Origin of the sequence: Variovorax sp. YR216 (assembly GCF_900107745.1) — a bacterium.
Classification (GTDB): Bacteria; Pseudomonadota; Gammaproteobacteria; order Burkholderiales; family Burkholderiaceae_C; genus Variovorax.
Genome location: NZ_FNRO01000019.1, coordinates 56977 through 71062, shown reverse-complemented (window position 1 = coordinate 71062; position 14086 = coordinate 56977). Strand labels below are relative to the sequence as shown.

Genomic DNA, 14086 nt, shown 5'->3' with positions numbered 1-14086 from the left:
CGCAGTTCGCCTGGCGTCCGAACGATGGCCGGCTACCATCCGGGCCATGCTTTTCAACCCCCGGATCCTGATCGCCGAAGACGAATCCGGCATTGCGGACACCCTGCAGTACGTGCTGCGCACCGATGGCTTTGCGCCGGTGTGGTGCCCGACCGCGCAGGAAGCGATCGCGCAGTTCACCGCCGAGCCGCCCGCACTTGCGATCCTCGACATCGGGCTGCCGGACATGAACGGCTTCGAATTGTTCAAGCGGCTGCAGTCGCTGCCGGGTGGCGCACAGGTGCCGATGCTGTTCCTCACCGCGCGCAGCGACGAGATCGATCGCGTGGTCGGTCTCGAACTGGGTGCTGACGACTACGTCGCCAAGCCTTTTTCTCCGCGCGAACTGGTGGCGCGGGTGAGGACCATCCTGCGAAGAAGCGGCCGCAATGGGCAAAACGGGCAGAACGGGCAGACAGCGCCGGCGGCGGCAACAGTTGCGCCTGCACCCGCCCCCTCGCTTCCCTTTGCGGTCGACGCCGAGCGCATGCAGATCCGCTACTACGGTCGCCTGCTCGAACTGTCGCGCTACGAGTACGGCTTGCTGCGGTTGATGGTCCAGCGCCCCGGCCGGGTCTTCACGCGCGACGAGCTGCTGCGCCTCGTGTGGGACGAATCGAGCGAGAGCTTCGATCGCACGGTGGATGCGCACATCAAGACACTGCGTGCCAAGCTCAAGGCCATCGCCCCGGACGTCGACCCGATCCGCACCCTGCGCGGCACCGGCTATGCGCTGAACGAAGAACTGCCACTGGAATGAGGCCCACCCCCAGCCTCGCCCACTGCGTGTGGCTCTGCACCCCCTTCGAGGGGGCAATCCCGGCGGCCCGGCAAAGCCGGGTCCGCGGGATTTCTGGTCTGCGCCTGCGGTCGGAGCACTGAGAGGGTGACGCAAAGAACCCGCATCTTCATCGGGATCCTGCTGATCTATACGGTCGGCATTGCGTTCCTGCTGTACCGCGTGGTCTCGGACATCGACCCGCGCTACCGTGAGTCGGCGGAGGAATCGCTGGTGGAGACGTCGCAGTTGATGGCGAGCCTGATAGAGCAGGACGTGATCGCGGGCGCCATCAACGTCTCGCGGCTCGACCCGCTGTTCCGCTCGGTCTATGCGCGGCAGTTTTCGGCGCAGATCTACAACCTGCACAAGCGCCGCGTCGAGCTGCGCATGTACGTCACGGACCGCACGGGACGCGTGCTCTTCGATTCGCTGGGCCGCAGTGCCGGCGCGGACTACTCACAACGAACCGACGTCAGCCGGTCCCTGTCGGGTGTCTATGGTGCGCGCACGTCGCGCGACATCGCGGGGGATCCGCTGACGTCGGTGATGTACGTCGGCGCGCCGATCCGCTGGGGCAACGAGATCGTGGGCGTGGTCACTGTCGGCAAGCCGGTGCGCAGCTTCGGGCAGTTCGTCGAGGACGCGCGCGCACGCACGCTCTGGGTCGGCGCCGGCTCGGCATTGGCGCTGCTGGTGCTTGCAATCATCGTGTCGATCTGGCTGGTGCGGCCCTTCGGACTCATCTCGGACTACGTCGGGTGGCTGCGCAGCCAGCGCAGCCTGAGCCTGTCGCGCATGATCCGGCGCGCGGTCAATACGCTGCGCGGCGGCCTGCGTGAAATGCGGGATGCGCTGACCGGTCGCAACTACGTCGCCGACTACGTGCAGACCTTCACGCACGAGGTGAAGAGCCCGCTTTCCGCGATCCGTGGCGCGGCCGAGCTGATCCAGGAGCCGTCGATGCCGCAGGCCGAGCGCGAACGCTTTCTCGCGAACATCGCGCACGAGACGCAGCGCATCCAGGAAATCGTCGATCGCATGATGGAGCTCACTGCGCTGGAGACGCGCCGTGCGCTCGAGCGCAGCGAGCCCGTGGCCCTCGCGCCCCTCTTGCGCGACATCGGCGCCGGCGCGCAGGCGGCGGCATCGAAGCGCGACATCCGTATCAACGTGGCGATCCACAACGAAGCGCGGGTGGAAGGCGATCCCTTCCTGCTGCGTCGGGCGATCAGCAACCTGCTGGACAACGCGATCGACTTTTCACCGGACGGCGCCGAGGTCCTGCTCGCGCTGGAGGCCGAAGGACGGCGTGCGCGGATCACGGTGCGCGACCGAGGCAAGGGCATCCCGGACTTCGCCAAAGACAAGGTGTTCGAGAAGTTCTATTCGCTGGCCCGCCCGCACAGCCAGAAGAAGAGCACCGGCCTCGGGCTGGCTTTCGTGAAGGAGATTGCCACCTTGCATCGCGGCCGTGTGGAGCTCGTCAACGCGCCGCGCGGCGGCGCTCAGGCCACGCTCACGCTGCCGCTGCTCGCGCATCACTGACGGGTGAGGGCCAGGTACGCGCTGCGTGTGCCGGGACTCACCGAATCGATGAGCTGCTGGTAGGAGGTCTTGTGCCGGGCGAGCATGCGCGCCGAAGCAATTGCCTTCGACTTGCAGAACCAGTGGCAGGTGTGCTGCATGAGAAAGAGCTCGGCGGACATCATGTAGGCCTTGGCTTTCTGGCTGCGCTGGGCGTCGTTCTGCGCCACCTCCGCGATCCCGCGCGCGTGGATGGCGAAGGCCTTGCGCACGTCGAAGGTCGCTGCAGGCAGGAACTGGCCCGCATACGGAAGAGCGATCGGCAAGGTGCTGACGCGCGTTTCCTTTTCATCTACGCGCGAGAACTCGACGGCGAAGTTGCTGAACTGCATCGACAGTTTGCGTTCGGTGTCGTCCAGCAAGGCCCAGATCTGCGAGCGGCGCTCCGGATCATCCTCGCCCAGGCATCGCAGGTAGCCTTCGGTGAGGTTCTCCATCAGCTTCTCGATCTGGTAGTTGCCGAGGTAGCTGCCGAGCAGTGCGATGCGGCGGCGCTGGTCCGCCGACTTGAGGATGGAGGCGCCGACGAGGAGGAGCGTCGCCAGGATCAGGAATTCCATGGCCGGATGTGAGAAGGGGGATGTGGAGTGTAGATAGCTCCGCATCCCCCGTCGCGCGTCTGCGCCGCTGCTATCGGAAGAAGTCGAGGATGCGGCTGCGCTCCTCGGCAGGCGGGGGAGCGCCGACCGGTGCGCCCGCGAGCGCTTCGGCCGATGTCGGTGCCTGCGCATCGACGCCGAGGCTCGCGACGCCGTGGCCCGGCCCGAACTCGTCGAAGTACCACTCGCCATCGACATTGACGAGGCCGCCCGGTGCGCGCGGTTCGCTCACCGGGACACCCTTCAACGCGGTCTGCATGAAGCCGACCCAGATCGGCAGGCTCAGGCTGCCACCGGTCTCGCCACGCACACCGAGCTGGCGCGGCGTGTCGTAGCCGATCCATGCGATGCCGACCATCGTCGGCTGGAAGCCCGCGAACCAGGTATCGAAAGAGTCGTTGGTGGTGCCGGTCTTGCCGAAGAGGTCGTTGCGGCGCAGCGCCTGGCCGGCCTTCGCAGCCGTGCCGCCCTTCACCACGCTCTGGAGCAGCGAGCCCATGACGAAGGCATTGCGCTCGGGGATCGCGCGGCGGCTTTCGTCGAGCACCGGCGCTTCGGTTTCGAGCAGGACCTTGTCCTTCATGTCGGTGACGCGCGTGACGAGGTACGGGTTCACGCGATAGCCGCCGTTGGCGAACACCGAGTACCCGGCCGCCATCTGCATCGGCGTGACCGAGCCCGCGCCGAGGCCCATCGGCAGGTTGGCGGGGTGCTTGTCGCGGTCGAAGCCGAAGCGTGTGATCCAGTCCTGCGCGTACTCGGCGCCGATCGACTGGAGCACGCGGATCGTGACAAGGTTCTTCGATTGCTGCAGCGCGCGGCGCAGCGTGATCGGGCCGTCATAGGTTCCGTCGAAGTTCTTCGGTTCCCAAGCCTGCCCGCCGGGGCCGGCTTCGAAGGACAGCGGTGCATCGTTGACGATGGTGCTCGGCGAGAAGCCTTTCTCCAGAGCGGCCGAGTAGATGAACGGCTTGAAGCTCGATCCGGGCTGGCGCCATGCCTGGGTGACGTGGTTGAACTTGCTGCGTCCGAAGTCGAAGCCGCCCACGAGGGCCTTGATCGCACCACTGCGCGGGTCCATGGCGACGAACGCGCCTTCGACCTCGGGCACCTGCGTGATTTCCCAACCGCCCTTGGCCATCTTCGCGACGCGGATGACCGCGCCGCGGCGGATCTTGATCGCGGCCGGCGCCTTGGCAGCCAGGCCCGATTGCGCAGGGCGCAGGCCTTCGCCGCTGATCAGCAGCGTCTCGCCATTGGCGCGCACGGCGGTGACTTCCTTCGGGCTGGCTTCGAGCACCACGGCAGCGACCAGATCGCCGTTGTCGGGATGGTCGGCCAGCGCATCGTCGACGGCGTCGTCGATTTCCTTCGCATCGTCGGGCAGCTCGGCGAAGGCCTCGGGACCGCGATAGGGCTGGCGTCGTTCGTAGTCCAGGATGCCGCGACGCAGCGAGCGATAGGCGGCTGCCTGATCGCCCGAGTCGAGCGAGGTGTAGACCTTGAGACCGCTGGTGTAGATGCTGTCGCCGTACTGCGCGTGCATCATCTGCCGCACCGTCTCGGCGACGTACTCGGCGTGCAGGCGATCGGGGTCGGCGGCATCGCGCAGATGCAGTTCTTCCTTCCTGGCCTGGTCCGCCTGTTCGGCGGTGATGAAGCCGGTTTCCTGCATCCGGTCGATCACATAGAGCTGCCGTGCACGCGCGCGGCGCGGATTGGCGACCGGGTTGTTGGTCCCCGGCGCCTTCGGCAGGCCGGCGAGCATCGCGGCCTCGGCAATCGTCACCTTCTGGAGCGGCTTGCCGAAATAGGTCTCGGCGGCCGCCGCGAAACCGTAGGCGCGGTTGCCGAGGTAGATCTGGTTCAGGTAGATCTCGAGGATCTGGTCCTTGGTGAGCTGGCGCTCGAGTTGCATCGACAGCAGGATCTCGTAGGCCTTGCGGCTCAGCGTGCGTTCCGAGCTCAGGAAGACGTTGCGCGCGACCTGCATCGTGATCGTGGAGGCGCCCTGCTGGCGACCGCCGCGCAGGCTCGAGAAGGCCGCGCGGACGAAGCCCTTGTAGTCCACGCCGCCATGGTCGTAGAAGCGTGCGTCCTCGACCGCGAGCACTGCGTCCTTCATCACCTTCGGAATGTCCGCGAAGGGCGTGAGATTGCGACGCTCCTCGCCGAACTCGCCGATCAGGCTGCCATCGGCCGCGAAGACTCGCAGCGGGAGCTTGGGCCGGTAGTCCGCCAGATCGGAGACGCTCGGGAGCTTCGGATAGATCACCGCCACTGCGGTCGCCGCGCCGATCATCACGACGAGGGTGCCTGCCGCGATCGCGGCGCCGCCCCAGATGGCAATGCGGCGCAGCGGGCTCGGGGGAGCCTTGCGCGCTGGCTCGCTGGAAGAAGAAGGTTTCGACATGTGGATGAGGACCGACGCGGGGATGCTCGGAATACTCTTTTACAGAGTCATACATTTGCTATCCGTCGGATAGCGCCGTCGGCCCGAATAGGAGCAACTCCGCATTTTCCAGTTCCCGGGCCGGATTTCAAAAGGGATGGCGCCCTAATGCTGACCGCGCTCCCTGAAGGCCGTGTGAAGTCCTGGCACCCCTGACTTCACACAGACTTCACACAGCGCCGGCGGCTTCAAACAGGCTTCCAACTGGCTTCGCGGTCCCCCTCGACATTGCTTGCGTGCACCGTTGCACGACACCCATCGAGGGACAAGGACCAACGTCATGGAAGCTTCCATACCCCGCCCCGGCCGCTGGCTCTGGCTCGGCACGCTGAGCCTCGCCACCACCTGCTTCGCCTTGCTGCTCGCGCGGCCGGTGCATGCGCAGCAAGAGGCGCCGGGCCCGCGCCTGAAGGCCGAGAGCCCGTACTTCTTCGTGAAGAGCGACGACCCGGAAGTCGACCGCCTGCCGCTCAAGGACACCGAGGTCGACGTGAAGATCTCCGGCGTGATCGCGGACGTGACCGTCACGCAGACCTACCGCAACGAAGGCAAGCGTCCGATCGAGGCCCGCTACGTGTTCCCCGGCTCCACGAAGGCGGCGGTGAGCGGCCTCAATGTGCGCCTCGCAGATCGCCTCATCACCGCGCAGATCCGCGAGAAGGAACAGGCGCGCATCGAATACGACACCGCGAAAAAGGAAGGCAAGACGGCCGCTTTGCTCGAGCAGCACCTGCCGAACGTATTCCAGATGAATGTCGCGAACATCCTGCCGGGCGACGATGTGAAGGTCGAGCTGCGCTACACCGAACTGCTCGTGCCGCAGGGCGGCAACTACCAGTTCGTCTTCCCGACGGTGGTGGGCCCGCGCTACAACAGCCCGCAATCGGAGAACGCACAAGCGCGCTGGGTCGCGCAGCCCATCCTGCGTGCGGGCATCGAGCCGAACACCCGCTTCAAGCTGAAGGTTGCACTCGACACGCCGCTGGGCATCAAGGAAGTGCGTTCGCTCACGCACGACATCGGCGTGCAGCGCCGTGACGGCGACGAGCACGCCGACATCACGCTCGCACGCGGCACCGGCCCGGCCGACAACCGGGACTTCGTGCTCGACTGGCGGCTCGCCGGCGAGCGCATCGAATCTGGGCTGATGCTCTACGAAGGCCACGGCAGTCAGGGAGAAAGCGCCGAGAACTTCTTCCTCGCGATGGTCGAGCCGCCGAAGTCGGTGCCTGCGAACCTCATCTCGCCGCGCGACTACATTTTCGTGGTCGACATCTCGGGATCGATGCACGGGTTTCCGCTGGACACCGCGAAGGCCACTCTGGAGCGGCTCATCGGGGGATTGCGTCCCAGCGACAGCTTCAACGTGCTGCTGTTCTCGGGCAGCAACCGGATGCTCTCGCCGCACTCGGTGCCTGCGACGCGCGCCAACATCGAGCAGGCGCTCGCCACCATCCAGAACTACAGCGGCAGCGGCAGCACGGAGCTGATCCCCGCCTTGAAGCGCGCCTACGCCGAACCGAAGGCCGATGACGTCTCGCGCACCATCGTGGTGGTGACCGACGGCTACGTCACGGTGGAGCGCGAAGCCTTCGAACTGGTGCGCAAGAACCTGTCGAAAGCCAATCTGTTTGCCTTCGGCATCGGTTCGTCGGTCAACCGGCACCTGATGGAAGGGCTGGCACGCGCCGGCATGGGCGAGCCTTTCGTCGTCACTGACCCGGTGCAGGCGCCCGAGCAGGCGGCGCGCTTCCGCCGCATGATCGAATCGCCGGTGCTCACCAGCGTGAAGGCGCGCTTCGAAGGGCTGGATGTCTACGACGTCGAACCTGCCGCATTGCCCGACGTGCTCGGCGAGCGTCCGGTGATCGTGTTCGGCAAGTGGCGCGGCGAAGCCAAGGGTCGCATGGTCATCGAGGGCCGCAGCGCCAGCGGTCCGTACCGCCAGGAACTGAAGATCGACCCGCACACGCGCAAGGACGCGGCCGCGCTGCGCAGCCTGTGGGCACGTCATCGCATCGCGAGCCTGGCCAACCAGGAAGCGCTGGAGGGCGGCGATGACTTGCGCAAGCGCATCACCGGTCTCGGCCTGCGCTACAGCCTGCTCACGCAATACACGAGCTTCATCGCGGTGGACAAGGTGGTGCGCAACGTCGCGGCGCAGAGCAGCGTCGGGGTCGACCAGCCGGTGCCGCTGCCCAAGGGCGTGAGCGAACTTGCAGTTGGCCAGAGCTTCGGCACCGAAGTGCCGAGCACGCCCGAGCCCGAAACGCTCGGTGCGATCGCAGTGGTGATCTCGATGCTCGCGATGCTGCGCCGCCGTGCGCGTCGCAATGACCCGCGCCGATTCACGGCCTGAGGAGCAGGACATGTCGCTTGCCGTACTCGCTCAAACCCATCCGCGTGTCATCGACTGGGGCATCCGCCTCGATCGCGCGCCGGCCGCCGGCTGGCTCGCGCTGCAGGCGGGTGCACTGACGCCGCACTGGATCTGGATGGCGCGCCGCATGCATGACGGTTCCGACGATCCGCTGGGTTTGCTCGCCCTGGCCGCGCTTGCCGTGCTGGTGTGGTGCTTTCGAAGCGAGCTGCGGCCCGCGCCGCGCCTCGGCTGGCTCGCGATCGCTACCTTCGGCACGTTGAGCGCACAACTGCTTCGGACCGGGGCGGGCCCTCTGCCATCGTTGCCGCCGCTCGCTGCAGCGCTCGTCGCGGTGCTGGCGATGGCTTGCGGGCTGCTCGCCTTCCTGCCCAGGCGCGTCGCGGGCTTGCCCGTGGCGCTGCTTGCGATGCTGGCATTGCCGCTCCTGTCGTCCTTGCAGTTCTACGCGGGCTATCCGCTGCGCGTCATCACCGCCGAAGCCAGTCGTTGGCTGCTGATGACGGGCTTCAGCGTGGCGCGCGAGGGCAGCAGCCTCCTGGTCGATGGCCAACGCGTGATCGTCGATGCGCCCTGCTCCGGCGTGCAGATGGCGTGGTTCGGCTACTTCACCGCCTGCGTGGTCGCGCTGTGGTCGGACCGTGATGGCGGCAGCTTTCTCGCGCGCCTGCCGGCGGTCGGGCTGATGGTGCTCGCCGGAAACATCGTGCGCAACAGCGTGCTGGTGGCGCTCGAAGCCGCAGGGCATGCACCGCCGGCCCGGTTGCACGACGGCTTCGGGCTCGCAGTGCTCGCAGGGGTGTGCGGCGGCATCGCATGGGTGATGGTCACATCCGCAGGAGGTCGTCGTGTCGATACAGCCTTTTGACGCCGGGCCGCCCCAAGGCAAAAGACACCCCCCCGGGGGGCAGCGAGGACACGGAGTGCCGAGCGTGGGGGCCTTTCTTGAACGCTGGTTTGCCAATCGCTTCATCAACCGCATCGCGCACAAGGCGGTCTTCGCGTCGTCCATGCTGGTGTGCATGCTCTGGTCGGCGGCCTCGGCACTCCAGGGCGATGCGCCATCGTCCGCGACTGCAACCTTCCAGGAATGGCCCAGCGAATGGGAAGGCACGCCACTGCGCCCACTGGCGCTCAGCGAGGTGGAACACCGCTTCGCCGACCGCTTTCCCGGCGCGATCGCGCGCATGACCGATGGCCGCCAGATGCTCGTGATGCGCCGCGTCGACGCGCCCACCCGCATGCTGCATCCGGCCACCGATTGCTACCGCGCGCTCGGCTACGGCATCGCGCAGGCGCGTCTGGAGCAGGACGTTCACGCCCGACTGTGGCGCTGCTTCGTCGCCGAACGACATGGCGTGCAGAAAATGCGCGTCTGCGAGCGCATCGTCGATGCCGAGGGTGCCGCTTTCACCGACACTTCAGCCTGGTACTGGGCAGCAGCCACCGGCCGGTCGAGGGGCCCCTGGCAAGCTGTCACGTCGGCGAGAACTATCGAGTGAGAGAGATTTGCTGAAGAAGGCCCTGCTTTACCTGCTTTTCGCGACCCTGGCGCTGGTGCTGACGGCAGCCATTGCCGCGTACCTGATCCTGCGGCTGGCGCTCGCGCCCGGACCTGACGAATGGCCTGCGCGGCTCAAGGTCGGCCCTGTCTCGGTCGACGTCGGTGTGCCGACCGCCATCCGGCTCGCCACCTCGTCATGGTTCGCGCCATGGATCGCGGGCCGCACCGTCGAGACCGGCTTTGGCGCGGTGCAGTTCGGCTGGAACGAACCCACCGGCACGCTCGAGCTGCAATGCGCGCCGTGCAGTGCCACGGTGCCTTCGCTGGGCAAGACGCCGATCCGCGTCGATCGCCTCAAGGCGACGGTGCGGCGCGATGCGGGCACGCTCAGCGGCCTGCTCGAAGCCTCGGCGCCGGGCGCGGTGACGACCGAAGGCACCGGCGACGTGGTGCTGCGCGGGCGCTGGGACGGCCGGCTCACGCAGAAGAACCTGCAGCTCGACATCCGCGCCGACAGCGCGCCGATCGCCCACTGGTACGCGGTGCTCGCGCCCGACCTGCCCGAGCTCAAGCGCGCGCGCATCGGCGGCACGATGGGCCTGCGCGCGCACGTGGCGCTGCCGGGCGGCACTTATTCGCTGACGCCGCAGATCGAAGGCTTCACCGTCGACGGCCTGGGCACCGAGGCGATCGCCAACGCACGCACGAGCTGCGGCCCCGCGAGCCGCCTCGGCAGCGAAAGCTGGCTCGCCCGCTCGGTGATCTCGGCCGAGGACCAGCGCTTTTTCAACCACCCCGGCTACGACCTGACCGAACTCGCGGCATCGCTCGAGGCCAACCAGAAGGCCTCGCGCACCGAGCGCGGCGGCAGCACCATCAGCCAGCAACTCGCCAAGATCCTGGTGACCGGTGGCGAACAGAACGCCGACCGCAAGCTGCGCGAGCTGCTCTACGCGGTCGAGATGGAGCAGACGCTGGGCAAGGCGCGCATCCTTCAGCTCTACCTCGACAACGCGCCATGGGGTGCACGCATCTGCGGCGCGGAGACTGCGGCGCGCACCTATTTCAAGCGCTCGGCGCGCAACCTCGAGCCGGTGCAGGCGGTCTGGCTCGCATCCATGCTGACCAATCCGGCGCTGGCGGTGCGCAAGTGGCAGCAGGACGGCAATATCAACGTCGAGCGGGCGACCAAGGTCGCCGACGGCGTGCGCGGCATCACCAAGGCCCAGCGCGATGCCCTGCTCAAGAGCGTGCAGGCGGCGAAGTTCGCCGCGCCCTAGTTCGCGCCGCGCACCAAGACGGCGCATGACGGCGCCGATCCGCTGGCACATGTCTTGCGGTGCCAGCATCGATGGATGCCGTCACCGCCCCACCGCCCGCAGCCGTTGAAATCGTCGCGCTGACCAAGCGCTATGCCGCGGGTGCACCGCCCGCGGTCGACCAGATCGACCTGCGGATCGCCAGCGGCAGCTACTGCTGCCTCCTCGGCCCTTCCGGCTGCGGCAAGAGCACCACGCTGCGCATGGTCGCGGGGCATGAGTCGGTGTCCGCCGGCGACATCCTGCTGGACAACCGGAACATCACCAACCTGCCGGCGGCCGCGCGCGGCACTGCGATGATGTTCCAGAGCTTCGCGCTCTTTCCGCATCTCTCGGCGCTGGACAACGTCGCCTTCAGCCTGAAGATGAAGGGCGTTGCCAAGTCCGAGCGTCATCGCCGCGCGAAGAACCTGCTGGAGCGCGTCGCGATGGGCCACCTCGCCGAACGCAAGCCGGCCGAACTCTCGGGCGGCCAGCAGCAGCGCGTGGCGCTCGCGCGGGCACTCATCACCGAACCGCGGGTGCTGCTGCTCGACGAACCGCTCTCTGCGCTCGATCCGTTCCTCCGCATCCAGATGCGCGCGGAACTGCGGCGCTGGCAGAAGGAACTGGGCCTCACCTTCATTCACGTCACGCACTCGCAGGAAGAGGCGATGGCGCTCGCCGACACCATGGTGGTGATGAACCACGGCCTGATCGAACAGGTGGGCTCGCCGCACCAGGTCTACAACCATCCGTCCAGCGAGTTCGTCGCGCGCTTCATGGGTGGCCACAACGTGTTCGCGATGAACGACGGGCTCGTTGCCGTGCGCAACGACCACATGCGCATCGCACCAGCCACGGGCGAGGCGGGCGACATGGGCGTCCCGGCGCACGTGACCGACATCGAATACCAGGGCACCTACGTTCTGATCGGCCTGCGCCTGATCGACGAGCGCCCGGAGCGAAGCGGCGTCTCGGTGCTGCTGTCCGAGCAGACCTTCGTGGGGCGCCCCTACGAGGTCGGCGACAGCGTGCGCCTGAGCTGGTCCGAAACCGACGCGCGTGCGCTCGGCCCCGGCGCCACCCGGCCTGGCGATCCGGGCAACGGCTCGGCGGCTTCCCGGCCGGCGCCGATGGCGGCCCTCGCGGCGATGGCCGCGTGATCCGCTTCGTGCGTCGCGCTGCGGCGGCCGTGTTTCCCCTTTTCTTCACCACCACTGGCTCTCCGGAGACCCACCATGTCCAAAAAAACTGAAATCTCTTCCACCGATGTGCAGCGCCGCACGCTGCTGAAGGGCACCGCGGGCATTCTTGCGGCGGGCGCGTTCCCTGCGATCCATGCGCAGGAAAAGATCGTGCTGCGCTACCTCGGCACCGCGGTCAACCAGGACAAGGCGATCGCCGAGAAGTTCAAGGCCGACACCGGGATCGAGATCCAGTACGTGGCGGTGACCACCGACGACGTGACCAAGCGCGCGGTCACCGCGCCGAACAGCTTCGACCTCATCGACACCGAGTACTTCTCGCTGAAGAAGATCGTGCCCACCGGCAACCTCAAGGGCATCGACACCAAGCGCGTGAAGAACGCGGACAAGATCACCACGCTCTTCACCAAAGGCGAAGTCGCCGGCAAGAAGGTTGGCGACCAGGGCACGGCGCCGATCAAGGTGATCTACCTCGAAGGCGAGAAGAGCAAGGCGTTCGCGAAGTCGCCGACGCAGTTCATGTCGCTGATTCCGACCACCTACAACGCCGACACGCTCGGCATTCGTCCCGACCTGATCAAGCGTCCGATCGGTTCGTGGGCCGAGCTGCTCAATCCCGAGTTCAAGGGCAAGGCGGCGATCCTGAACATCCCGTCGATCGGCATCATGGACGCGGCGATGGTGGTCGAGTCCAAGGGCCTGCACAAGTACGCCGACAAGGGCAACATGACCAAGGCCGAGATCGACCTCACGATCAAGACGCTGATCGAAGCGAAGAAGGCCGGCCAGTTCCGCGCGCTGTGGAAGGACTTCAACGAGTCGGTCAACCTCATGGCCTCGGGCGAGGTGGTGATCCAGTCGATGTGGTCGCCGGCGGTCACTGCGGTGCGCAGCAAAGGCATCGACTGCGTGTTCCAGCCGCTGAAGGAAGGCTATCGCGCCTGGGCCTCGGGTTTCGGGCTGCCCGCGACGCTCTCGGGCCGCAAGCTCGACGGCGCCTACGAGTTCATCAACTGGTTCCTCGACGGCTGGGCCGGCGCGTACCTCAACCGCCAGGGCTACTACAGCGCGGTACTCGAAACGGCCAAGGCCAAGATGGAACCCTACGAGTGGGCCTACTGGATGGAAGGCAAGCCCGCCGAGAAGGACATCAAGAGCCCGCAGGGCGACGTGATCGCCAAGGCCGGCGCGGTGCGCGACGGTGGCAGCTACGAGCAGCGCATGGGCGGCATCGCATGCTGGAACGCCGTCATGGACGAGAACGAGTACATGGTCCGCAAGTGGAACGAATTCGTCGCCGCCTGATCGTTTCCTGATGCCATGAGCGCCATCGCGACCGCGGCCTCGGCCGCCGCCTCCTCGCCCACACGCACGATCAAGGCGTGGTGGCAGGCGGCGCCGTTCGCGCTGGTGTTCCTGCTGTTCTTCATCGTTCCGCTGGTGCTGATCGCGATGGTCAGCCTGTGGAACTTCAACGAGTACGAACTCATCCCCGCGCTGTCGCTGCGCAACTACCTGAGCATCTTCGAAGGGTGCTCGCATCTCACGGACAACGGCGACTTCTGCGTCACGCTGTCCACCTATCTCAGCACGCTGAAGTTCTGCGTGATGGTGTGGGCCATCACGCTGCTGATCGGCTTCGCGGTGGCGTACTTCCTCGCATTCCACGTGCGCTCGTCCGCGATGCAGACGCTGCTCTTCGTGCTGTGCACCGTGCCCTTCTGGACCTCGAACGTGATCCGCATGATCTCGTGGGTGCCGCTGCTGGGGCGCAATGGATTGGTCAACCAGGGCCTGATGTGGCTCGGTGTGGTCGACTCGCCGATCGAGTGGCTGCTCTTCTCGGACTTCTCGGTGGTTCTCGCCTTCGTGCACCTCTACACGATGTTCATGATCGTGCCGATCTTCAATTCGATGATGCGCATCGACCGCTCGCTGCTCGAAGCCGCGAGCGACTCCGGCGCCTCGGGCTGGCAGACGCTGTGGAATGTGATCGTTCCGCTCTCGCGCACCGGCATCCTGATCGGCTCGATCTTCGTCATCACCATCGTGATGGGTGACTTCGTCACCATCGGCGTGATGGGCGGCCAGCAGATCGCCTCGGTCGGCAAGATCATCCAGGTGCAGACCTCGTACCTGCAGTTCCCGCTCGCGGCGGCGAACGCGATGATCCTGCTTGCGGTGGTGCTGATGATCATCTGGGCGCTCACCCGGCTCGTCGATATCCGCAAGGAGCTGTGA

The 14086-nt window shown here is 66.6% G+C and carries 11 protein-coding genes; 9 read left to right on the top strand and 2 right to left on the bottom strand.

Annotated elements, in window-relative coordinates:
* Positions 1–46: 46 nt before the first annotated feature.
* Together creB and creC are read left to right on the top strand one after the other, a co-directional pair.
* The gene (gene creB / locus BLW05_RS30030) at positions 47–799 is read left to right on the top strand and encodes a two-component system response regulator CreB (protein ID WP_093167579.1); all 753 of its coding nucleotides are present in this window, start codon (positions 47–49) and stop codon (positions 797–799) included.
* A gap of 126 nt (positions 800–925) precedes the next feature.
* Complete coding sequence (creC, locus tag BLW05_RS30025) at positions 926–2365, top strand: two-component system sensor histidine kinase CreC (protein ID WP_093167577.1); 1440 nt, start codon at positions 926–928, stop codon at positions 2363–2365.
* Here the strand turns inward: creC and BLW05_RS30020 are convergent.
* On the bottom strand, positions 2359–2964 hold the full coding sequence (locus BLW05_RS30020) for a hypothetical protein (RefSeq protein ID WP_093167575.1): 606 nt from the start codon (positions 2962–2964) through the stop codon (positions 2359–2361). The genes creC and BLW05_RS30020 overlap by 7 nt on opposite strands.
* Positions 2965–3034: 70 nt before the next feature.
* Complete coding sequence (locus BLW05_RS30015; protein ID WP_093167573.1) at positions 3035–5416, bottom strand: penicillin-binding protein 1A; 2382 nt, start codon at positions 5414–5416, stop codon at positions 3035–3037.
* A gap of 319 nt (positions 5417–5735) precedes the next feature.
* On the opposite strand from BLW05_RS30015, the gene BLW05_RS30010 reads away from it, so the two are divergent.
* The 7 genes from BLW05_RS30010 to BLW05_RS29980 all read left to right on the top strand — a co-directional run bounded on the left by BLW05_RS30010 (position 5736) and on the right by BLW05_RS29980 (position 14086).
* On the top strand, positions 5736–7814 hold the full coding sequence (locus BLW05_RS30010; protein ID WP_093167571.1) for a VIT and vWA domain-containing protein: 2079 nt from the start codon (positions 5736–5738) through the stop codon (positions 7812–7814).
* Positions 7815–7824: 10 nt separating this feature from the next.
* Complete coding sequence (gene xrtQ / locus BLW05_RS30005; RefSeq protein ID WP_093167568.1) at positions 7825–8703, top strand: exosortase Q; 879 nt, start codon at positions 7825–7827, stop codon at positions 8701–8703.
* 64 nt (positions 8704–8767) lie between these two features.
* Positions 8768–9337, top strand: coding sequence for a hypothetical protein (locus BLW05_RS30000; protein ID WP_093167566.1), 570 nt, complete (start codon positions 8768–8770; stop codon positions 9335–9337).
* A 7-nt stretch (positions 9338–9344) separates the two neighbouring features.
* Positions 9345–10619 carry a biosynthetic peptidoglycan transglycosylase gene (locus BLW05_RS29995; protein ID WP_256330557.1) on the top strand — a complete coding sequence of 425 codons (1275 nt, stop codon included), beginning with the start codon at positions 9345–9347 and terminating at the stop codon, positions 10617–10619.
* 71 nt (positions 10620–10690) lie between these two features.
* Positions 10691–11803, top strand: a complete 1113-nt coding sequence (locus BLW05_RS29990) for an ABC transporter ATP-binding protein (RefSeq protein ID WP_093167564.1) — start codon at positions 10691–10693, stop codon at positions 11801–11803.
* Between the two features lie 75 nt (positions 11804–11878).
* On the top strand, positions 11879–13150 hold the full coding sequence (locus BLW05_RS29985; RefSeq protein ID WP_093167563.1) for an ABC transporter substrate-binding protein: 1272 nt from the start codon (positions 11879–11881) through the stop codon (positions 13148–13150).
* Between the two features lie 15 nt (positions 13151–13165).
* Positions 13166–14086, top strand: a complete 921-nt coding sequence (locus BLW05_RS29980) for an ABC transporter permease (RefSeq protein ID WP_093167560.1) — start codon at positions 13166–13168, stop codon at positions 14084–14086.